The 21532-nt window shown below is 70.7% G+C and carries 20 protein-coding genes; 9 read left to right on the forward strand and 11 right to left on the reverse strand.

All coding sequences use genetic code 11. The features are described 5' to 3' along the window. Positions 1-34: 34 nt before the first annotated feature. From ACIRJP_RS29155 to ACIRJP_RS29170, 4 genes are all read right to left on the reverse strand, one after another. A complete protein-coding gene (locus tag ACIRJP_RS29155; protein WP_404180267.1) occupies positions 35-1051 on the reverse strand; it encodes a hypothetical protein in 1017 nt (338 codons plus the stop codon). A 94-nt stretch (positions 1052-1145) separates the two neighbouring features. Next, positions 1146-2135 carry an ABC transporter substrate-binding protein gene (locus tag ACIRJP_RS29160; protein ID WP_404180270.1) on the reverse strand — a complete coding sequence of 330 codons (990 nt, stop codon included), beginning with the start codon at positions 2133-2135 and terminating at the stop codon, positions 1146-1148. A gap of 95 nt (positions 2136-2230) precedes the next feature. Continuing rightward, positions 2231-2905 (reverse strand): ABC transporter permease, encoded by a 675-nt coding sequence (locus ACIRJP_RS29165; RefSeq protein WP_404180273.1) that lies wholly within the window; start codon positions 2903-2905, stop codon positions 2231-2233. Positions 2906-2907: 2 nt separating this feature from the next. Beyond that, on the reverse strand, positions 2908-3618 hold the full coding sequence (locus ACIRJP_RS29170) for an ABC transporter permease (RefSeq protein WP_404180276.1): 711 nt from the start codon (positions 3616-3618) through the stop codon (positions 2908-2910). Between the two features lie 130 nt (positions 3619-3748). On the opposite strand from ACIRJP_RS29170, the gene ACIRJP_RS29175 reads away from it, so the two are divergent. Then, positions 3749-4957 carry an ABC transporter ATP-binding protein gene (locus ACIRJP_RS29175; RefSeq protein ID WP_404180279.1) on the forward strand — a complete coding sequence of 403 codons (1209 nt, stop codon included), beginning with the start codon at positions 3749-3751 and terminating at the stop codon, positions 4955-4957. Between the two features lie 21 nt (positions 4958-4978). On the opposite strand, the gene ACIRJP_RS29180 is transcribed toward ACIRJP_RS29175, so the two are convergent. Continuing rightward, positions 4979-6103 (reverse strand): alpha/beta hydrolase, encoded by a 1125-nt coding sequence (locus tag ACIRJP_RS29180; protein WP_404180282.1) that lies wholly within the window; start codon positions 6101-6103, stop codon positions 4979-4981. A 138-nt stretch (positions 6104-6241) separates the two neighbouring features. Here ACIRJP_RS29180 and ACIRJP_RS29185 point away from each other — a divergent pair, with 138 nt between their 5' ends. The 6 genes from ACIRJP_RS29185 to ACIRJP_RS29210 all read left to right on the forward strand — a co-directional run bounded on the left by ACIRJP_RS29185 (position 6242) and on the right by ACIRJP_RS29210 (position 11187). Beyond that, on the forward strand, positions 6242-8113 hold the full coding sequence (locus ACIRJP_RS29185) for a phosphatidylglycerol lysyltransferase domain-containing protein (protein ID WP_404180285.1): 1872 nt from the start codon (positions 6242-6244) through the stop codon (positions 8111-8113). Positions 8114-8207: 94 nt separating this feature from the next. Continuing rightward, positions 8208-9005, forward strand: coding sequence for a dihydropteroate synthase (gene folP, locus ACIRJP_RS29190; RefSeq protein WP_404180413.1), 798 nt, complete (start codon positions 8208-8210; stop codon positions 9003-9005). Beyond that, complete coding sequence (locus ACIRJP_RS29195) at positions 9002-9484, forward strand: nuclear transport factor 2 family protein (RefSeq protein WP_404180288.1); 483 nt, start codon at positions 9002-9004, stop codon at positions 9482-9484. The genes folP and ACIRJP_RS29195 overlap by 4 nt, the downstream gene beginning before the upstream one ends. A gap of 201 nt (positions 9485-9685) precedes the next feature. Then, positions 9686-10045: a dihydroneopterin aldolase gene (gene folB, locus ACIRJP_RS29200; RefSeq protein ID WP_266731883.1), complete on the forward strand. Its 360-nt coding sequence runs from the start codon at positions 9686-9688 to the stop codon at positions 10043-10045. After that, the gene (gene folK / locus ACIRJP_RS29205) at positions 10042-10653 is read left to right on the forward strand and encodes a 2-amino-4-hydroxy-6-hydroxymethyldihydropteridine diphosphokinase (RefSeq protein WP_404180291.1); all 612 of its coding nucleotides are present in this window, start codon (positions 10042-10044) and stop codon (positions 10651-10653) included. The genes folB and folK overlap by 4 nt, the downstream gene beginning before the upstream one ends. A 51-nt stretch (positions 10654-10704) precedes the next feature. Continuing rightward, a complete protein-coding gene (locus ACIRJP_RS29210; protein ID WP_404180294.1) occupies positions 10705-11187 on the forward strand; it encodes a DUF3180 domain-containing protein in 483 nt (160 codons plus the stop codon). 52 nt (positions 11188-11239) lie between these two features. On the opposite strand, the gene folE is transcribed toward ACIRJP_RS29210, so the two are convergent. From folE to dacB, 6 genes are all read right to left on the reverse strand, one after another. Beyond that, complete coding sequence (gene folE, locus ACIRJP_RS29215; protein WP_404180416.1) at positions 11240-11845, reverse strand: GTP cyclohydrolase I FolE; 606 nt, start codon at positions 11843-11845, stop codon at positions 11240-11242. 153 nt (positions 11846-11998) lie between these two features. Continuing rightward, positions 11999-14029, reverse strand: coding sequence for an ATP-dependent zinc metalloprotease FtsH (gene ftsH / locus ACIRJP_RS29220; RefSeq protein WP_404180297.1), 2031 nt, complete (start codon positions 14027-14029; stop codon positions 11999-12001). Between the two features lie 228 nt (positions 14030-14257). Next, positions 14258-14797 carry a hypoxanthine phosphoribosyltransferase gene (hpt, locus tag ACIRJP_RS29225; protein ID WP_072487175.1) on the reverse strand — a complete coding sequence of 180 codons (540 nt, stop codon included), beginning with the start codon at positions 14795-14797 and terminating at the stop codon, positions 14258-14260. A gap of 100 nt (positions 14798-14897) precedes the next feature. Then, entirely contained in the window at positions 14898-15980 is a 1083-nt protein-coding gene (tilS, locus tag ACIRJP_RS29230) for a tRNA lysidine(34) synthetase TilS (protein WP_404180300.1), read from the reverse strand. 200 nt (positions 15981-16180) lie between these two features. Beyond that, positions 16181-17314 carry a zinc-dependent metalloprotease gene (locus ACIRJP_RS29235; RefSeq protein ID WP_404180303.1) on the reverse strand — a complete coding sequence of 378 codons (1134 nt, stop codon included), beginning with the start codon at positions 17312-17314 and terminating at the stop codon, positions 16181-16183. 49 nt (positions 17315-17363) lie between these two features. Then, on the reverse strand, positions 17364-18869 hold the full coding sequence (gene dacB / locus ACIRJP_RS29240) for a D-alanyl-D-alanine carboxypeptidase/D-alanyl-D-alanine-endopeptidase (RefSeq protein ID WP_404180306.1): 1506 nt from the start codon (positions 18867-18869) through the stop codon (positions 17364-17366). 86 nt (positions 18870-18955) lie between these two features. On the opposite strand from dacB, the gene ACIRJP_RS29245 reads away from it, so the two are divergent. Continuing rightward, positions 18956-19450 carry an inorganic diphosphatase gene (locus ACIRJP_RS29245; RefSeq protein WP_031090989.1) on the forward strand — a complete coding sequence of 165 codons (495 nt, stop codon included), beginning with the start codon at positions 18956-18958 and terminating at the stop codon, positions 19448-19450. 354 nt (positions 19451-19804) lie between these two features. Next, entirely contained in the window at positions 19805-21514 is a 1710-nt protein-coding gene (locus tag ACIRJP_RS29250) for a threonine/serine exporter ThrE family protein (protein WP_404180419.1), read from the forward strand. Positions 21515-21532 lie beyond the last annotated feature (18 nt).

Below are 21532 nucleotides of genomic sequence, written 5' to 3' on the forward strand. Positions count from 1 at the left end.
CCGGCGGCCCCCGGGGCTGCCGGGGGCCGCCTGCCTACGAGATCGCGCTGCGCAGCTCCACCACGTCCAGCTGCTCGGTCTCGTCGTGCGCGGTCAGGTCGATGACCTCGCCGACGGCCTGCTTCTCGGCCTTGCCCGTGCGGTGCGCGGCCAGCGCCTCCTCGCCCACCACGTCGGCGAGGTCCTCGTTCTGCACGGACTCGATCGCGGCGCGCGCCGCCTTCTGCGTCCCGAAGAAGTCGAAGCTGCCCTGCGGCACCGGATGGCGGCGGGAGGCCGTGTACGGGGCGACGGCGGTGGCGGCCGGTGCGGTGCGTGCCGGAGGCAGCGCGACGGACGGGCGGGGCGCGGGCAGCGGGGTCGGCGGGCGCAGGTGCTGCGCGCCGGTCTTGTCCTCGGCTGCGGCGTGCTTGCCCCGCTGGTCCTCCGCCTCCCGCGACCGTTCGGCGAGATCACGCTCCCTGGCCTGCTCGGCGGTGCGGCGCGCCTCCTGGAGCGCCCCGTTGCGGGAGAGGTCCTCCAGTGCCTGGGCGGCCCGCAGATAGGCGGCGGGCGTAGGGGTGCTGCGGGCGGCGGGCAGCTCCCGGGGCGTGGCGGCGGCTTCGAGCGCGAGCTGCCTGCGGCCCTCCAGCGCGCTGGCCCGCTCGGTCTCGGCGGTGGCGTACCGGCGCAGCAGCGCGGCGTGCTCGCCGCGCAGGTTGGCGAGCTCCACGCGCTTGCGGCGCAGCTTCGTCTCCAGCCGGGTGCGCAGCTCCCGCGACTCCTCCAGGTCGGACTCCAGCTCGGCGATCCGCTCCTCGGCCCGCCACTCGTCCCCGGCGCGGGCCCGCGTCAGCTCCGCGACCCGGCGGCCGGCCTCCCGGTCCCAGCTGCGCATCAGATACGCACCGGTCACGGCGGCGGCTGCCGCGGCGGCCGCGAGACCGCGAAGGACCAGGGGTTCGGCGAGCAGCCAGGTGCTCCCGGCACAGAGGACCGAGACTCCGACGACTGCCGACGGCGGAAGGATTCTGTGCAGAGGTGGCGAATGGCGATGGCGTCCACGTGGCATGGCCTGAAATTTACCGTGTGTACGGGGCACTTGGGGGGCCGCCCGGCAATCTGTTCCCTCCCGGTTACCTGACGGCCCCCATTCCCCCCGATTCCTACTTCTCGATGATGCCCTTCGAGCGCAGATACTCCTTGGCCACATCCGCGGGCTTTGCACGCTCCGCGTCGACCTTGCGGTTCAGTTCCGCGAGATCTTCGGTGGTGAGCGCCTTGGTGAGCTTGCCGAGCGCGTCGGCAATGTCCTGCGAACCGGCGTCCTCGGCATTGAGGACCGGCAGCACGTTGTCGGCGTTCTGGAGCTTCTTGTCGTCCTCCAGGAACACCAGGCCGTAGCTGTCCAGCACCGCGTCCGTGGTGGTGGTGAGGACCAGCTGGTCCTTGCCGTCCTTGACCGCCTGCTTGGACTGCGGCGTACCGACTCCCTTGGGGTCGATTCCGGTGACGTCGATGCCGTACGTCTTCTTCAGACCGGGTGCGCAGAACGGCCGCACCTCGCACTCGTCACCCGCCGCGATCTTCACCGCGACCTTCGACCTGCCGAGGTCCGAAAGGGTCTTGAGCTTGTTCTTCGCGGCGAATTCCTTCGTCACCGCGAAGGCGTTCTGGTCGACGGCCGCACCGGCCGGGAGCACCTTCAGTCCGCGCGGGGTGGCAAGCTTCTCCAGCGCGGCGACGGTGGCCGCCGTGTCACCGGAGGCGACCGGCGTCTTCTCGGCCTTCTTCGCGCCGTTCACCTTGGCATTGAGGAATTCGGCGATCGTCGCGGCGTATTCGGGGACGACATCGATCTCGCCCTTCTCCAGGGACGGCTCGTACAGTTCCCGGTTCGCCACCGTGGTGATCGAGGTGCTGTATCCGGCGTCGCCCAGGATCTGCGCGTACAGCTCCGCGAGCACCTTGGACTCGGTGAAGGAGGCCGCGCCGACGACGAGCGAACCCTTCTTGCCGGAGCCCGAGCCGCCGGCGGATGCCGAGCCCGCCTTGTCCTTGTCCTTCTCCAGGCTGTCGCCGCCGCAGGCGGCGAGCGAGCCGGCCAGCGCCACCATGCCGATGACCGCGCCGGCCATGCGCGAGGTCTTGCTCATTGTTGTTCTCCGTCCACAGCAACAGGTCTGAAATCTGAATGGGATGAGATCCGGGAATCGGGGACCGGAGGCTCCGCCCGGCCGTCACACGCCCGTCAGGCCGTCCGGCGGCGGCGCAGCGGTGACAGCAACCGGTCCAGGCCCACCAGTACCGCCTCCACCAGCAGGGCGAGCACGGCGACCAGCACCGCTCCCGCGACCACCTGCGGTGTGTTGTACGTGTTGAACCCGGCGGTGATGATCCGGCCGAGGCCGCCCTGACCGACCATCGCGGCGATCGTCGCCGTGGCGACCACCTGGACCGCGGCGGAGCGCAGCCCGGTCATGATCATCGGGTAGGCCAGCGGCAGCTCGACCCGCACGAAGAGCTGCCACCCGGACATCCCCATGCCGCGCGCCGCCTCCGTCACCGACCGGTCGACCTCCGTCATCCCTACGTAGGCGTTGGTCAGCAGCGGCGGCACGGCAAACAGCACCAGCGCGATGACGGTCGGCACATATCCGGCGTTGCGCAGCGGCGAGACCATGAAGAGGGCCAGCACCGCGAAGACCGGGACCGCCCGCCCCACATTGGAGAGGTTGACCGCCAGCGCACCGCCCTTCCCGATGTGGCCTAGACACAGCGCGACCGGCAGTGCGATCGCGCACGCCAGGGCGAGCGCGACGCCGCTGACGTAGAGATGCTCACCGAGCCGGTGGGCCGCCCCGCTCTCCCCCGACCAGTTCGCGCCGGTGGTGAGCCAGGTCCAGGCCTCGCCGAGAACTCCCATGGTCAGACCGCCTTTGCCACGGTGTCCGAGCCCGTGTGCGCGGCGCGTATTCGGGTCCAGGGGGTCAACAGCCGCTGCACACCGAGCAGCAGCAGATCCGCGACGACCGCGAGCAGCACGCACAGGACCGAGGCCGTGAGCACCTGGGCCTTGAAGAAGCTGGGGAGCGCGTCGCCTATGAGGTTGCCGAGGCCGCCCCTGCCGATGATCGAGCCGACCGTCGTCAGCGCGATCGTCGACACCGTGGCGATGCGCACGCCCGCCATCAACGCGGGCATCGCCAGCGGCAGTTCGACCTCCCACAGCAGCCGGACCGGCCCGTACCCCATCCCTTTCGCGGCTTCCTTCGCCTCCTGGGGTACGGCTTCGAGGCCCGCCAGGATGTTCCGCACGAGGATGGTCAGCGAATACAGCACCAGGCCGGTGACCACCAGTGCTGCGGAGAGCCCGAACAGCGGCAGCAGCAGCGAGAACATGGCGAGCGAGGGCACGGTGTAGAGCACTGTGGTCAGCCCGAGCACCGGTCCGGCGAACCGGCGGCCGCGGCGCGCGAGCAGCGCCAGCGGAAAGGCCACCAGGAGTCCGATCAACACCGATACCGCGGTGATCCCGATGTGCTGGACCGTCGCATCGGTCAACTCCTGGCTGCGGGAACGCAGATACTCCCCGCAGATCCAGTCGTTCGTCACCAGGCAGTTCTGTCCCGCGGCCATCCGTCCCCACCTCCCGCTCACCGTCTCGTACGTATGTATGGGCGACCCTATCCTCGACCACTGACAATCGCGGGGGCCGTTGTATTTCAGCAACACGTCCTTCACAGAACACGCGTCACAATGGGGAACCATGATCCGTTTCGAGCACGTCACCAAGCGGTACGCGGACGGCACCACCGCCGTCGACGACCTTTCCTTCGAGGTCGCCGAGGGTGAACTGGTCACGCTCGTCGGACCGTCGGGGTGTGGCAAGACGACCACCATGAAGATGGTGAACCGGCTGATCGAACCGACCGAGGGGCGGATATTCCTCGACGGGGACGACATATCCGCCATCGACCCCGTCCGACTGCGCCGCCGTATCGGATATGTGATCCAGCAGGTGGGGCTCTTCCCGCACCGTACGGTCCTGGAGAACACCGCGACCGTTCCTCATCTCCTGGGCTGGAAACGGGGAAAGGGACGTGAACGCGCGGCGGAACTCCTCGACCTTGTCGGACTCGACCCTTCCGTTTATGGCGACCGCTATCCGGAACAGCTCTCCGGCGGTCAGCGCCAACGCGTCGGGGTGGCAAGGGCACTTGCCGCGGACCCGCCGGTCCTGCTGATGGACGAGCCTTTCGGCGCGGTCGACCCGGTCGTCCGTGAACGGTTGCAGAACGAATTCCTGAAACTTCAGGAACAGGTCCGTAAAACCGTCCTGTTCGTCACGCACGACATCGAGGAAGCGGTCCGGCTCGGTGACCGGATCGCCGTCTACGGGCAGGGTTCCATCGAGCAGTTCGACTCCCCGGCCACCGTGCTCGGCGCGCCCGCCACCCCCTATGTCGCGGACTTCGTCGGCGCCGACCGCGGCCTCAAGCGGCTCTCCGTCACCCCCATCGAGGAGGGCGACCTCGACCAGCCGCCCGTCGTCCACCTCGACGACTCCCTGGCGAAGGCGACCGAGCGACTGCGCGCCGAGGGCGCGCGCTGGGCCGTCGTGCTGGACGGCCAGGACAATCTGCACGGCTGGATCCCGGCCGACGGAGCCGGAGCCGATGCCGGAGCCGGGGCCGGAGCCGATGGCACCGTGCGCGCGCACGCCCGCCGGATGGAGGCCTGGCTGCCCGTCGGCGCCCCGCTCAAGCAGGCGTTCGCCACCATGCTCCAGCACGACGCGGGCTGGATCGCCGTCATCGACGCGGAGAGCACCGGCCGGTTCCTCGGTGTGCTCACCCCGGCCCGGCTGCACGAGGCGCTGCGCCGCTCGATCGACGCGGACGCCCAGGACGTACCGCGCACCGAGGCGGCGGTCGAGACCGTGGAGAGCGTCGGCAAGACGGCCGCCACCGGGTAGAGCCGGGGGCCGGGCCCCGCGTCAGTTCTCGCTGAGCCGGCTGCTCATCCAGTCCAGCGCCGAAGGGATCTCCCGCCGCCAGGTGTTGAAGTTGTGCCCGCCGCTGTCGAGCACGATCGAGGAGACCTGGGCGGGCGACTTCACCTTGGAGATGAACCGCTGCGTGGAGCGGTAGTTCCCCTCGCCGTGCCGGGACGTCGTGACCAGGAAGGACACGTCGGGCTGCTTCGGCAGGTGATCCAGGGTCCACATCAGATCGGCGCGGTCACGGGCCTGCTGGTCGCCCTGGAAGAGATCACCGGTCGTCGGGTCCTCGGCCGCCTTGTAGTACGCGGAGAGCCCGACGCTCGCGGTGAACCGGTCCGGGTGGTGGAGGCCGATCTTCAACGCACAGTAACCACCGGTCGAATTGCCCATGATGCCCCAGTTGTGGGCCAGTCTGCCGACCCGGTACACCTCCGAGACCACGTTCGGCAGATCCTCCGCGAGGAACGTCTCGGTCTGCGGCCCGCCCTTGATGTCCACGCACTCGGTGTCCCGCGGCGGCGCCAGCGTCGGCCGCAGCATCACCAGGATCATCGGCTGCGCCTTGCCCGCCTTCACCCGGTCGTGCGCGGTCCGCGGATAGTCGAGGCCCTTCAGGAGGTTCTCCGGAATGCCCGGGTAGCCGGTGAGGACCACCACGGCGGGGAACTTCCGGTGCGCGAACGCCGGCTGGAAGTACTCGGGCGGGAGGTACACGTACGCCGAGCTCTCGATCGCCGACCGCCGGCCCGAGATCACGACCTTGTCGATCCGCCCGCTCTTCACCGGCTGCGAGGCGCCCGGCACGTCCGGCAGCTGCATCCCGACCCGGACGATGTTCTTGGCCGCCAGCGTCCCGGCCGCGTGGTCCGTGACGACGCCCAGATCCTGCTTCTGGCCGAGCAGGTCGGCCCACGACCCGTAGAAGAGAAAGGAGTTGTTGGCCAGCAGACCGACCGAGGAGAAGACCATCACCTGGGTCGCCAGCAGCAGGCCGACCCTGCCCAGCACCGCGCGCACGCTGCGGCGGGCCAGCCGGGGCCAGAGCCAGATCGTGGCGGCGAAGGACACCACGGCCAGCCCGATGACCAAGCCCAGGAACACATTGCCGGTAAGGCCCATGGGTGTGAGCTTTCTTGTCTGGAAATTTCCGGTTCTCGGGTGAACCCCGGTCCCGGAAGCCTCGTCCTACAGGTCGTACATCGTCCGGAGGACCACGGCCGAAGGACTCAAGAATCTCTCGCGGAACCACGGGAAGCGATGTCTGTCACGCTAGATGGGGATAATTCGGGATCGGTTCCGGGCCCTGTACGCAAGTTCCTGCGCGGCCCGAGCTCTGTACGCAAGCTCGTACGCGGCCCGCGCCCCGAATCCGTACCGACGCTGGTCGGTACCGCTTGCACCGTCGTCGGCCTGATCGATGTCGCCGCGGGCGTCTTCCCGCGCTTCCGGCACAGCCGGATGCACACCCTCGCCGAGGTACTGCCCGGCGCCCTCGGGCCGTTCGCCGCCGCGCTCTCGCTGAGCGCCGGCGTCCTGCTGCTGCTGCTCGCCCACGGCCTCAAGCGGCGAAAGCGGCGGGCCTGGCGGGCCGCCGTCGTCCTGCTGCCGGCCGGTGCGCTGGCGCAGTTCACCTACCGGCACTCGGTCATCGGCACGCTCGTCTCGCTGGTGCTCTGCCTGCTGCTCGTCCGCAACCGCGGCGAGTTCGCCGCGCTCCCCGACCCCAGGAGCCGCTGGCGGGCGCTGGCCAACTTCGTGCTCCTCGGTGCGGGTTCGCTGGCCCTCGGGCTCGTCGTCGTCAGCGCGCACCCCGGCCGGGTGGTCGGGAGCCCCAGCATCGCCGACCGGCTCCAGCACGTGCTGTACGGAATGCTCGGCTTCGAGGGGCCCGTCGAGTACGCCGGCGACACCTCCTGGACCGTGGCGTACTCCCTGGGCGCCCTCGGTCTGCTCACCGCCGTCACCACCATCTACCTCGCCTTCCGCCCCGAGCACCCGGCCGCCCGCCTCACCGAGGACGACGAGGTCCGCCTGCGCGCCCTGCTGGAGAGGCACGGCGGCCGCGACTCGCTCGGGCACTTCGCGCTCCGCCGCGACAAGGGCGTCGTCTTCTCCCCCAGCGGCAAGGCCGCCGTCTGCTACCGCGTGGTGTCCGGGGTGATGCTGGCCAGCGGCGACCCGATCGGCGACGTGGAGGCCTGGCCGGGCGCCATCGAACGGTTCATGGACGAGGCCAGGGCCCATTCCTGGACCCCGGCCGTGATGGGCTGCGGCGAGACCGGCGGCGAGGTCTGGACCCGCGAGACCGGGCTCGACGCCCTGGAACTGGGCGACGAGGCGGTGGTGGACGTCGCGGATTTCTCGCTCGCCGGGCGCGCGATGCGCAACGTACGCCAGATGGTGAAGCGCATTGAACGGCTCGGCTACGAGACTCGGGTCCGGCGCGTGGGCGAGATCGGCGACGCCGAACTGGCCCGCATCCGCCGGGCCGCCGACGACTGGCGCGGCACCGACAACGAGCGCGGCTTCTCCATGGCGCTGGGCCGGATCGGTGACCCGGCCGACGGGGACTGTGTCATCGCCACCGCCCACAAGGCCGACGAGCACGCAGGCGAGTCCCCCTACGGCGACCTGAAGGCCGTGCTCCACTTCGTCCCGTGGGGCCCCGACGGCATGTCTCTCGACCTGATGCGCCGCGACCGCTCCGCCGATCCCGGCATGAACGAACTGCTGATCGTCGCCGCCCTCCAGGCGGCCCCCCAGCTCTCCGTCGAACGCGTCTCGCTGAACTTCGCGATGTTCCGCTCGGCACTCGCCCGGGGCGAGAAGCTGGGCGCCGGACCGGTGCTGCGTACCTGGCGCGGACTGCTGATCTTCCTGTCGCGCTGGTTCCAGATCGAGTCGCTGTACAAGTTCAATGCCAAGTTCCGCCCCCGCTGGGAGCCCCGCTTCGTCGTCTACCGCACCGCCCGCGACCTGCCCCGCATCTCCCTCGCCGCCATGCAGGCGGAGGGCTTCGTGAGCCTCGCGCTCCCCCGCCCCTTCGCCCGCCGCTTCCCGGCGCCCCGGCCCCGCCCCTGCGCCCACACCGCGGCGCCCGGCCGGGAGCAGCACGCGCGCGCGGCGTAGCTCCGCTCCATCCGGGGCCTACGCTGGTCGCATGAGTACGTTGCGTGGACGAGGCACGGTCCAGGGCCTTCCGGAGTGGGACCGCTGCGCGGTCATGGGTGTCGTGAACGTGACCCCGGACTCCTTCTCCGACGGAGGGCGCTGGTTCGACACGATGGCCGCGGTCAAACACGGCCTCGACCTGGTGGCCCGGGGCGCCGACCTGATCGACGTCGGCGGCGAGTCGACCCGCCCCGGCGCGAGCCGGGTGGACGCGTCGGAGGAGCTGCGGCGCGTGGTCCCGGTGGTCAAGGGCCTGGCGTCCGAAGGGGTCACGGTCTCCGTGGACACCATGCGGGCCCGGGTCGCCGACGAGGCGGTCGCGGCCGGAGCCGTCCTGGTCAACGACGTGAGCGGCGGCCTCGCCGACCCCGACATGGTCCGGGTCGTCGCCGCGGCCGGCGCCCCCTTCGTGGTGATGCACTGGCGCGGCTTCAGCGAGTCCATGAACAGCCGGGCGGTGTACGGGGACGTCGTCGCCGAGGTCGTCGCCGAGCTGCGGGAACGGATGGACGCCGTGGTCGCGGGCGGCATCGCCCCGGAACGGATCGTGATCGACCCCGGTCTCGGCTTCGCCAAGGACGCCGCCCACGACCTCGCCCTGGTCGCCCACCTCGACGAGCTGCGTGCCCTGGGCCGCCCACTGCTGGTCGCCGCCTCCCGCAAGCGCTTCCTCGGCCACGTACTGGCCGGCGAGGGCGCCGCACCGCCGCCCGCCCGCGAACGCGACGCCGCCACCGCGGCGATCTCCGCCCTGTCCGCGCACGCGGGCGCCTGGGCCGTCCGGGTCCACGAGGTCCGGGCCACGGCCGACGCCGTACGGGTCGCCCGCGCCATCGAGGGAGCTTCGTGAGCGGGCCCCGTGACGAGCACGCGGAGGCGGCTGCCGACATCGCGGCCGTCGAGCAGACCAACACGGCCTTCTACGAGGCGATGGAGCGCGGCGACCTGGAGGAGCTCTCCGGTCTCTGGCTGCCGGGCGAGGACCTCACCGTCTCCTGCGTCCATCCGGGCTGGCCGGTGCTGACCGGCCGCGGCGAGGTGCTGCGCAGTTACGCGCTGATCATGGCGAACACCGAGTACATCCAGTTCTTCCTGACCGACGTCGGGGTCTCGATGACCGGTGACACGGCCCTGGTGACCTGCACGGAGAACATCCTCAGCGGCGGCCCGGCGGAGGACGGCAACGCCCTCGGCCCACTGGTCGGCCAACTCGTCGTGGCCACCAATGTGTTCCGGCGCACACCCGACGGCTGGAAGCTCTGGTCCCACCACGGCTCGCCCGTACTGACCGAAACCGGTGACGAAGAGGACGAAGAGACACCCTCCTGACCGGCCGGCCGGGCGGCCGCGCCCCCGAACGGGGTTGGAACGGGGCCGTGCGGGTATACGCGGCTACCAGTCCGTGAGGCCGCGTCCACGGCCCCCGCGGGCGAGCACTGTCGGTGCTCGCAGGTAGATTCGAAAGAGAGCACCTCGCCGTCCGCACGCGGCCCCGTGTCTCTACGACCAACGACAGCAGGAGTGATTCGCGTGGATCGTGTCGCGCTGCGCGGCCTCAAGGCCCGTGGACACCATGGCGTCTTTCCCAAGGAACGGGAAGAGGGCCAGACCTTCATCGTGGACCTGGTGCTCGGCCTGGACACCCGCCCCGCGGCAGCCTCCGACGACCTGACGAAGACCGTGCACTACGGCGTCGTCGCGGAGGAGGTCGTCGAAGTGGTGCAGGGTGACCCCGTCGACCTGATCGAAACGCTCGCGGAGCGCATCGCCCAGCAGTGCCTCAAGCACGAAGGAGTCCAGGAGGTGGAGGTCGTGGTGCACAAGCCGGATGCGCCGATCACCGTCCCCTTCGACGATGTGACCATCACCATCACCCGGAGCCGAGTATGACTGCGTTTTCCACCGAGGGGCAGAGCGACCCGACCGTCCAGCCGGTGCCCGCCGCCGTGGTCGAACAGGTCGACGCGGCGGACGTCACCCTCTCCAACCCCAAGCGTGCCGTGATCTCCCTGGGCTCCAACCTCGGCAACCGCCTGGAGACCCTCCAGGGCGCCATCGACGCGCTGGAGGACACCCCCGGCCTGCGGGTCAAAGCCGTCTCCCCGGTGTACGAGACGGAGCCGTGGGGCGTCGCACCCGGGTCCCAGCCCTCGTACTTCAACGCGGTGATCGTCGTGAAGACGACGCTCCCCCCGTCCTCCCTCCTGGAGCGCGGCCAGGCCGTCGAGGAGGCCTTCGACCGGGTCCGCGAGGAGCGCTGGGGCCCGCGCACCATAGACGTCGACATCGTGGCTTACGCAGACGTCGTCTCCGACGACCCGGTGCTCACCCTCCCCCACCCCAGGGCCCATGAGCGGGCCTTCGTCCTCGCCCCGTGGCACGACGTCGACCCCGAGGCCCAGCTGCCCGGCGCCGGTCCCGTCGCGGAGCTGCTGGCCGGAGTCGGCCGGGAAGGCGTGCTGCCCCGCGCCGATCTGGAACTCCGCCTGCCCGAGTAGTCGTTAGGCTCGACGGAAACTGACCACTGGCGGCGAAGGGCGGATCTCTCGGTGAAGCAACTCAGGCTCGGGGTACTGGTCGGCCTCTTCGCCGCTGCCGGAGTGCTCTCCTGGGGCGGCGCCCGCCTCTGGGACTCCCTGGGCAGCCTGCCGAGTGTTCCCCTCGCCGCGCCGATCGTGCTCGCGGTGATCGCCGTCATCCTGCTGGCGACGGCGCTCTCCGTCCGTTCCCGGCTGCGCGCCCAGCGCGAGCGCCGGCCGGGAGCCAAGGGCATCGAGCCCCTGATGGCCGCCCGCGCTGTCGTCTTCGGCCAGGCCAGCGCCCTGGTCGTCTCCCTGGTCTCCGGCATGTACGGCGGCATCGGCGTCTTCCTGCTCGGCTCCCTCGACATCCCGGCCCGCCGCGACCAGGCCATCTACGCGGGCTTCGCCGTCCTGGCGGGCATCGCCGTGGTCGCCGCGGCCCTCTGGCTGGAGCGCATCTGCAAGCTCCCGGAGGACGAGGACAACGACAGGAGCTCGGCGGCCGCGTAGGGCCACCGAGCTCCTGTGGTGAGGCTGCTTCCGGATCCGAATCCGGGTCCGGTCAGCGCGCCATGATCAGGCTCATCGCCTCGGCACGCGTCGCGGGGTCACGGAGCTGTCCGCGCACCGCCGAGGTCAGCGTCTTGGCCCCCGGCTTGCGGATCCCGCGCATCGACATGCACATGTGCTCACACTCGATGACGACGATGACCCCGCGCGGCTCCAGGATCTCCATCAGGGACTCGGCGATCTGCGTGGTCAGCCGCTCCTGGACCTGCGGGCGGCGGGCGTAGACGTCGACCAGCCGGGCCAGCTTGGAAAGACCGGTGATCTTGCCGGTGGTCGCCGGGATGTACCCGACGTGTGCGACGCCCCTGAACGGGACCAGATGATGTTCACAGGTACTGAACACTTCGATGTCCTTGACCAGCACCATCTCGTCGTGACCGAGGTCGAACGTGGTCGTCAGGACGTCCTCGGGCTCCTGGTGGAGGCCGGCGAATATCTCCTTGTACGCCCGCGCCACCCGCCCCGGCGTCTCGCGCAGTCCCTCGCGGTCCGGGTCCTCGCCCACCGCGATGAGGAGTTCGCGTACGGCGGCCTCGGCCCGCTTCTCGTCGAAGTCGCCGATCGAACCCTGGCCGTCCAGCGTCACCGGGTCGGTCATCTGTGCCTCGTTCCTCTGAGCTGTCACCCGCGCCATACCTCCGCACGGGCGTACGAAAAAGCCGCGCCTCCACAGGCTAGAACCTGTGGGGGCGCGGCTTCCATTCCGGGCCCGGCGCGACCTCCGTGAAAGGGGCCACACCGGGGAACGGGATCAGCTCTCGGGCCGGTCCTCCGGGACGACCTCGGTGGCCGGGACGGTGTCCGTGGGGACGGCCGTGCCGTTCGCCGTGGTGGCGCCGTTGGTGAGGGCGAGCTCCTTCGGCGAGAGCACCGGGGGCCGCGTCGAAGGCGTACGCCGGGCCGAACCGGTCCACGCCGGACGGGCCGGGCGCTTCACGATCGGGGCGAAGATCTCGGCGATCTCCTCCTTGCCGAGCGTCTCCTTCTCCAGGAGCTGGAGCACCAGGTTGTCCAGGACGTCGCGGTTCTCGACGAGGATCTCCCACGCGTCGTTGTGGGCGGTCTCGATGAGCTTCTTGACCTCCTCGTCGACCAGGGCCGCGACCTCTTCCGAGTAGTCGCGCTGGTGGCCCATCTCCCGGCCCACGAAGGGCTCGGTGTTGTCGCCGCCGAACTTGATCGCGCCGAGCCGCTCCGTCATGCCGTACTGCGTGACCATCGCGCGAGCCGTTGCGGTGGCCTTCTCGATGTCGTTGGCGGCGCCGGTGGTCGGGTCGTGGAAGACCAGCTCCTCGGCCGCGCGTCCGCCCAGCATGTAGGCCAGCTGGTCGAGCATCTCGTTGCGCGTCGTGGAGTACTTGTCCTCCTCCGGGAGCACCATCGTGTAACCGAGGGCGCGGCCGCGGGAGAGGATCGTGATCTTGTGGACCGGGTCCGCCTGGGGGGAAGCCGCCGCGACCAGGGCGTGTCCGCCCTCGTGGTACGCGGTGATCTTCTTCTCCTTCTCGGACATGATCCGGGTCCGCTTCTGCGGGCCCGCCACGACACGGTCGATGGCCTCGTCGAGCATCTTGTTGTCGATCAGCTTCAGATTGCCGCGCGCCGTGAGGAGCGCCGCTTCGTTCAGCACGTTCGACAGGTCGGCACCGGTGAAGCCGGGCGTACGACGGGCGACGGCGCCGAGGTCGACGTCCTTCGCTACCGGCTTGCCCTTCTGGTGCACCTTGAGGATCTCCAGGCGGCCCTGCATGTCCGGCCGGTCGACCGCGATCTGCCGGTCGAAGCGGCCCGGACGCAGCAGCGCCGGGTCGAGGATGTCCGGCCGGTTCGTGGCGGCGATCAGGATGACGCCGCCCTTCACGTCGAAGCCGTCCATCTCGACGAGCAGCTGGTTCAGCGTCTGCTCGCGCTCGTCGTGCCCGCCGCCCATTCCGGCACCGCGGTGCCGGCCTACGGCGTCGATCTCGTCGACGAAGACGATCGCCGGGGCGTTCGCCTTGGCCTGCTCGAAGAGGTCACGGACCCGGCTGGCACCGACACCGACGAACATCTCGACGAAGTCGGAACCGGAGATCGAGTAGAACGGGACGCCCGCCTCGCCGGCGACGGCGCGTGCGAGCAGCGTCTTGCCCGTACCGGGCGGCCCGTACAGCAGGACGCCCTTGGGGATCTTCGCGCCGACGGCCTGGAACTTCGCCGGCTCCTGGAGGAACTCCTTGATCTCCTGGAGCTCCTCGACAGCCTCGTCCGACCCCGCCACATCGGCGAACGTCGTCTTCGGCGTGTCCTTGGTGATCAGCTTGGCCTTGGACTTCCCGAACTGCATGACCCGGGAGCCGCCGCCCTGCATCTGATTCATCAGGAACAGGAAGACGACCACGATCAGGACGAACGGCAGCAGCGAGAGGAGGATCGAGATGAACGGGGACTGCTTGGACGGCGAGACCGTGTAGCCCTCGCCGATCTTGCCGCTCTCGAACTTCTGCTGCAGCGTGTCCGCGATCTGGACACCCTGGTTGCCGATGTAGCTCGCCTGGAACTTGGTGCCGGACTCGCCCGAGAGCTTCTGGCCCTTCTTCAACTCGATCTTGATGATCTGTTCGTCACCGGTGGTCAGCTTGGCCTGCGCCACCTGGTCCTTGCTGATCGCCTGGATCACCTTGCCGGTGTCCACCGATTTGTAGCCGCCCGACGAGCCGACGACTGTCATCAACACGACCACGGCGAGGACGGCCAGCACGATCCACATGACCGGCCCACGGAAGTATCGCTTCACGTCCATCCATACGGGGCGAAGCCGCCCCGTCCCTCCTGCCCGTAGGTAAATGCTGCTGTGAGAAAAGACTGTTCTTCGGACGGTACCCCAGCATTGTCACCCGCGACTGCCGGGGACGTCTGTCAAAACCCGCCTTCGAAGACTCAACGGCGGGAAGCCCGTGAAAGGTTCCCCGCCGTCGGCTCCGGTCGGTCCGGGCACCGCCGGGGCCGGGCGAAGGGCTCCGGGCGGAGGTCAGCCCCCGTAGACGTGCGGGGCGAGGGTGCCGACGAAGGGGAGGTTGCGGTACTTCTCGGCGTAGTCGAGCCCGTAGCCGACGACGAACTCGTTGGGGATGTCGAAACCGACCCACTTGCAGTCGAGCGCGACCTTGGCCGCGTCCGGCTTGCGCAGGAGGGTGCAGATCTCCAGGGAGGCGGGCTCCCGCGAGCCGAGGTTCGACATCAGCCACGACAGCGTCAGGCCCGAGTCGATGATGTCCTCGACGATCAGGACGTGCTTGCCCTTGATGTCGGTGTCCAGGTCCTTCAGGATCCGGACCACTCCGGAGGACTGGGTGCCGGCGCCGTACGACGAGACGGCCATCCAGTCCATGGTGACGGGGGTGGACAGCGCGCGCGCCAGGTCCGCCATCACCATCACTGCGCCCTTGAGGACACCGACGATGAGCAGGTCCTTGCCCGCGTACTCCGCGTCGATCTTCGCGGCCAGCTCGACGAGCTTCGCGTCGATCTCTTCCTTGGTGAGGAGCACCGACTGAAGGTCGGTGCCCATGTCCTTCTCGTTCACCCGCGTCTCTTTCTCTGCCTGCCGGGTCCGGGGTGTTGCCCCCGCACCTGCGCGGCCGCTCGCCTGCATGTCAGCCGCTTGTGCTTCAGCTCTGCCGAATGACCAGTCTGCCACCCTGCCGCATGGCTTCGACGCGTCCGGGCAGGTTGATGGCGCGCTGGCCGCGCCAGCCGGTGATCAGACGGTCGACTTCCTCGATGTGACGGGCGAAGAGCGAGCCGGCCGGGGAACCGGCCTCCAAGACTGCCCGGCGCAGGACCCGGCGGCGTACGGCGGGCGGCAGCGCGAACAACTTGGCGCACTCCAGCCGGCCCGCGTCGTCCCGCGCGGCTCGGCCGGCCTCGGCGGCCCAGGTGTCCAGCGCGTCGGCGTCGTCGCGGGAGAGCTGCGCGGTACGGGCCAGGGCCTCGACGACCCCTTTGCCCAGCGCCTTCTCCAGGGCGGGCAGGCCCTCGTGGCGCAGCCGGGAGCGGGTGTAGGCCGGGTCGATGTTGTGCGGGTCGTCCCAGACGGGCAGCGACTGGACGAGGCACGCCTTGCGGGCGGTCTGCCGGTCGAGTTGGAGGAAGGGGCGGCGGTAGCGGCCGGCCGGTCCGGATGCGGCGGCCATGCCGGAGAGCGAGCGGATGCCGGAGCCGCGGGCGAGGCCGAGCAGCACCGTCTCCGCCTGGTCGTCACGGGTGTGTCCGAGCAGGACGGCGGCGGCGCCGTGCCGCTCCGCCGCCGCGTCAAGGGCGGCGTAGCGGGCGTCCCGGGCCGCGGCCTCGGGGCCGCCTTCGTGACCGACCCGCACGGCGACGGACTCGACCGGGTCGAGGCGCAGGTCGGTGAGGCGGTCCACGACCTCGGCGGCCCGCTCGTCGGAGCCGTCCTGGAGGCCGTGGTCGACGGTGATTGCGCCGGCCCGGACGGCGAGTTTGGGGGCCTCGAAGGCAAGGGCCGAGGCGAGGGCCATGGAATCGGCGCCGCCGGAGCAGGCCACCAGCACCAGTGGGGTGTCGGGGCGCTCGGGGAGTGCGGCGCGCTGCCTGCCCGCACCGGCTTCGGCGAGCTCGGGGTGCGGGGTGCGCCGGTTGAGGTCGGCGCTTCGGATGTGATCGGTGAGTACGTCGTGGAGTACGCGGCGGACCGCCAGGCGTATCGCCGCGACCGCAGGATGGGGACCCATGTCCGGTGCCCTTCATGAAGGTTCGGTGAGGTGCCTCGGAGCGGCGGACGGAGAAGTGCGCCGTCACTCAGAGTGCGTCGATGGTGACAGAGGCAAGCCGTCCATCGAGCATTGCACGCCTTCCCATGCCCCTACGGTCCCTCGGATGGGTGATTACCGGCGCGTTCTCATCCTGCCGTCCGCCGGCGGACCGCCCATGGTCAGGACTCTGCCCTACGGTGCACCCTCGCGATCCAGTCCGCGGGCTTCGCGATCTCCGCCTTGGTGGGCAGGGTGTTCGGCGAGGTCCAGACCCGGTTGAAGCCGTCCATGCCGACCTCTTCGACCACGGCCCGGACGAACCGTTCGCCGTCGCGGTACTGGCGCAGCTTGGCGTCGAGGCCGAGGAGCTTGCGCAGCGCCTGGTCGAGGCGGCCGGCGCCGCGCGCCCTGCGCTGCTGGAACTTCTCGCGGATCTCGTCGACGGATGAGACCACCTCGGGGCCGACGCCGTCCATCACGTAGTCGGCGTGGCCTTCGAGCAGGGACATCACGGCGGTGAGCCGGCCGAGAATCTCGCGCTGGGAGGGCGTCTGGACGAGTTCGACCAGGCTGCGGCCGCCGTCCTCGCCCTCTTCGCCCTCGGGGCGCCCGCCGGCCAGGGACTGGGCGGCCTCGCGGAGCCGTTCCAGCACGGCCATCGGATCGACGTCGGTCTCGTCGAGGAATGACTGGATCTCGCCCTGGAGGTGGTCGCGGAGCCAGGGCACGCCGGTGAACTGGGTCCGGTGGGTCTCCTCGTGGAGCGCGACCCAGAGCCGGAAGTCGTGCGGATCGACCTCCAGTTCACGCTCGACGTGGACGATGTTCGGGGCGACGAGCAGCAGCCTGCCGCCGCCGTCGGCCGAGGCGGGGAGCTCGCGGGTGGCCGGGGCGAACGTCTCGTACTGGCCGAGGACCCGGGAGGCCAGGAAGGACAGCAGCATCCCGACCTCGACGCCGGTGACCTTGCCGCCGACGGCGCCGAGCACCGCGCCGCCGGGGCCGCCCGCGCGCCGGTCCTGCATCTTCCCCAGCAGCGGGCGGAGCAGTTCGCGGAAGCCCGCGACATTGGCCTTGATCCAGCCGGCCCGGTCCACGACCAGGACCGGGGTGTCCTCCGGCCGGGTCCCCTCCGGGATCATCCGGGTGAAGGAACGGACGTGCTCCTCCGCGGCCTTGGCATGCCGGCGCAGCTCCGCGACGACTTCGCGGGCCTCCTCGCGGCTGATCTCCGGCCCCGGCCGCACAAGTCGGGTCGCGGTCGCGACCGCGAGATTCCAGTCGACCATCTCGGCACCACCGATGCTCGTCATGCGTCAACCGTACGTGCTCGGGTCGGTCCGCGGTGTGGTGTCGACCGGCTCAGCGGGGGACGGTGCTCAGGGCTGTGGCAAGTGTGTCGAGGGCGGACTGGGCTTCGGACGGGGAGGTCGTGCCGGAGGACAGGAAGGCGAAGGCGAGCAGCCGGCCCTGGTGGTCGACGACCGTTCCCGCGAGGGTGTTCACGCCGGTGAGGGTGCCGGTCTTGGCGCGGATCAGGCCGGTGCCGGCGGACTTCCCGGTGAAGCGGTCGCTGAGCGTGCCGCTGAAACCGGCGACCGGGAGGCCGGTGAGGACCGGGCGCAGTTCGGGGTGGTCGGGGTCGGCCGCGCGGGCGAGGAGGCCGGCCAGCAGTCCGGCGGTGACCTTGTCCTTGCGGTTCAGTCCGCTGCCGTCGGCGAGGTCCGCCCCCTTCAGCGGCAGGCCGAGCTTCTTGAGCTGTGCGGTGACGGCCCGTCGGCCGCCCGCGAAGTCGGCCGGTTCACCCGCGGCGAGGGCGGTCTGCCTGGCGAGCGCCTCGGCGATGTCGTTGTCACTGTTGGTCAGGGCTCGTTCGACCAGGGCGGAGAGCGGGACGGAGCGGTGTTCGGCGACCTTCCGGGACCCGGCGGCCGGGCGGCCGTGCTTCGGCTCCGCCGCGGTGTCGATCCCGGCGTCGTGGAGCAGCTTCGCGAAGGTACGGGCGGTGTCCCCGGCCGGGTCGTCGCTGCGCGGGGCGGGTCCGCTCGCGGAGTTGTCGAGCCTGCCCTCGTCGGTCATCAGGGCGCTGACGGGCGCGATGTTCTCGTTGGGGCCGATCGGGTGCCTGGCCGGCCCGGAGTAGCGGGAGGTGTCGTACGTGAGGCGGGCCTTGCCGACGCCCTGGTCCTTCAGGGCGCGGGCGGTGTCGGTGGCCAGTCTGCGCAGGGCGGCCTTGTCGAGGGTGGGGTCGCCGCCGCCGACCAGGGCGATGGACCGGAGGTCGGCGGACGCCCGGACCTCGGTGGCGATGCGGTGGTCGGGGCCGAGGGCGCCGAGGGCGGCGACCGCGGTGGCGATCTTGACGGTGGAGGCGGGCGTCATGGGGGTACCGGCGCCCTGGTCGTACAGCCGCTCGCCGGTGGCGGTGTCGATGACGACGGCGGCGCGCCGGTCGCCCAGGGCGGAGTCCTTCAGCAGCGGGCCGAGGGCGGCGCGGAGTGCGGCGGCTGCGCCGTTGGGGGTGGTGCGGGCGTCCGGGGCGGCGTTGTCGACGGCGGCGGAAAGGGCGTCCAGAACGGCCGGGGCGCTGGGTGCGGGGGCCGGTCCGGGCGGCGCGGCGGGCTCGTGATGTGCGCCACCTGTACGGTTCCGGGCGGCGGCCCAGTCGATCTCGGCCTTACGCTGACCCGAGTCCCAGGGGCCGGCGGCAAGGACGACGCCGGCTGCGAGCGCCAGGCCGAGGCCGGCGGAGACGGCGGTGAACTGCCGGTCGTTCAGTCCCTTCAACCTGATCACGGCGGCCCGGAGGGTGCGCCTGCTCAGCTTGTCCAGCGGGTTGACCGACGGTCTTTTCACCGGCTCGTCCACCGTTGACCAGCCCCTTTCGCGAGCACACATCTGCGTGGGGGACACTTAATCACCAGTCGTATGTGTTGATCATGGAGGAGCCACCCGTGGAGTTCGACGTCGTTATCGAGATCCCGAAGGGTTCGCGGAACAAGTACGAGGTGGACCACGAGACCGGTCGGATCCGCCTGGACCGTCGACTCTTCACCTCGACCAGCTACCCGGCGGACTACGGCTTCGTCGAGAACACCCTCGGCGAGGACGGCGACCCGCTGGACGCGCTGGTCATCCTGGAGGAGCCGACCTTCCCCGGCTGCCTCATCAAGTGCCGCGCCATCGGCATGTTCCGGATGACGGACGAGGCCGGCGGCGACGACAAGCTGCTGTGCGTGCCGGCCTCCGACCCCCGGGTGGAGCACCTGCGCGACATCCACCACGTGTCGGAGTTCGACCGCCTGGAGATCCAGCACTTCTTCGAGGTCTACAAGGACCTGGAGCCCGGCAAGTCGGTCGAGGGTGCCGACTGGGTCGGCCGCGCCGAGGCCGAGGCCGAGATCGAGGCCTCCTACAAGCGCCTTGAGGCGCAGGGCGGCGCGCACTGACCCGAGGGTCGTGGCCGGATTCCGGCCGAGGTACGTGACACGGTTCCGTTTCCACGGTTCCGGGCCGGGAACGGGCGGTACTCCTCATCGCGGAGTGCCGCCCGTTCCGCGTGTCCGCCGCGGTTCGTGCGGCGGCTGCTCCGCGTGTACCGCACGACCCGTCGAGCGCCCGTTCCGCGGGTCCACCGCGACCCGCGTGTCGCCTGCTCCGCGGGTCCGCCGCGATCCGCATGTCGCCTGCTCCGCGGGTCCGCCGCGATCCGCGTGGAGCCCTCCTGGCGTCCGGGCCGCGTCCCGTGGCCATACTGGGCACAGGTGCGGCCGATGGCGCGCAGCCGAGAGGAGCGAGGTCGAGTGGTGGCGGAACAGGGCGGTCCGGAGGACCAGAAGCCCCAGTCCGACGAGGCGCGCAGCGCCTTCACGCCGCCGGCCGGGGTGGACCGGCGCGCGTCCGCGCCCGACGACGACCACCCGACATCGGAGTTCGCCGTTCCGGCCGGTCTGACGACCGAGCCCCAGGGGCCGGGAACAGGTTCCGCTTCGGGCTCCGCCCCGGGGTCCGGTTCTGGTTCGGAGACGATCGGTTCGGCCTTCGCCCCGCCGCGCACCTACAGCGCCCAGCACTCGCCGCCCGCCTTCACCCCGGCCCACGGCAGCCCGATGATCCGGCTGACCAAGGAGGCCCCCTGGCAGGACCGGATGCGCACGATGCTGCGGATGCCGGTCGCCGAGCGCCCGGCGCCCGAGACGGTACAGAAGGCCGACGAGGCGGGGCCCGCGGTGCCCCGCGTCCTCGACCTGACGCTGCGTATCGGGGAGCTGCTGCTGGCGGGCGGCGAGGGCGCCGAGGACGTCGAGGCGGCCATGTTCGCGGTGACCCGCAGCTACGGCCTGGACCGCTGCGAGCCCACGGTCACCTTCACCCTGCTGTCCATCTCGCACCAGCCGTCGCTGGTCGACGACCCGGTGACGTCGAGCCGTACCGTACGCCGCCGCGCCACCGACTACACCCGGCTGGCCGCCGTGTTCCGGCTCATCGACGACATCACCACCGAGGACGTCGAGGTCTCGCTGGAGGAGGCCTACCGGCGACTGGCGGAGATCCGGCGCAACCGGCACCCGTACTCCGGCTGGGTGCTCACACTGGCCGCCGGCGGGCTCGCGGGGGCGGCGTCGGTGCTGCTCGGCGGTGGTCCGCTGGTGTTCCTGGTGGCGGCGGTCGGCGCGATGCTCGGCGACCGGCTCGCCTGGCTCTGTGCCGGGCGTGGGCTGCCGGAGTTCTACCAGTTCGTGGCGGCGGCGATGCCGCCGGCCGCGCTGGGGGTGGCGCTGACCCTGACCCACTGGTCGGACCTGCAACCGTCCGCGGTCATCACCGGTGGGCTGTTCGCGCTGCTGCCGGGGCGGGCCCTGGTGGCGGGGGTGCAGGACGGGCTGACCGGTTTCTACATCACCGCGGCCGCGCGGCTGCTCGAAGTCATGTACCTGTTCATCGGCATCGTGGTCGGTGTGCTGCTGGTGCTGTATCTGGGGCTCCAGCTGGGCGCCCAGCTGAACCCCGAGGCCAGGTTCATCGCCCCGGACCGGCCGGTGGTTCAGATCCTGGCGTCGATGGCGCTCTGTTTCGCCTTCGCGATCCTGCTCCAGCAGGACCGGTCCACGGTGCTGGCGGTGACCCTCAACGGCGGTGTGGCCTGGGTGATCTACGGGGCGATGGCCCGCACCGGCAACATCTCGCCGGTGGCGGCGACGGCGACGGCGGCCGGTCTGGTGGGACTGTTCGGGCAGCTGCTCTCGCGCTACCGGTACACCTCGTCGCTGCCGTTCATCACCGCGGCGATCGGCCCGCTGCTGCCCGGTTCGGCCACGTACTTCGGTCTGCTGGCCGTGGCCCAGGGGCGGGTGAACGCCGGGCTCTCCTCGCTGTCGACCGCGGTGGCCACGGCGCTGGCCATCGCGATCGGGGTGAACCTGGGGAGCGAGATCTCCCGGCTGTTCATGCGGGTGCCGGGTGCGGTCGGCGGGGCGGGCCGCCGCGCGGCCAAACGGACGCGCGGCTTCTGATCCCCTGCGGCCGGAGGG

The sequence above is a fragment of the Streptomyces sp. NPDC102437 genome, from assembly GCF_044765565.1.
In the GTDB taxonomy this organism is placed as follows: domain Bacteria; phylum Actinomycetota; class Actinomycetes; order Streptomycetales; family Streptomycetaceae; genus Streptomyces.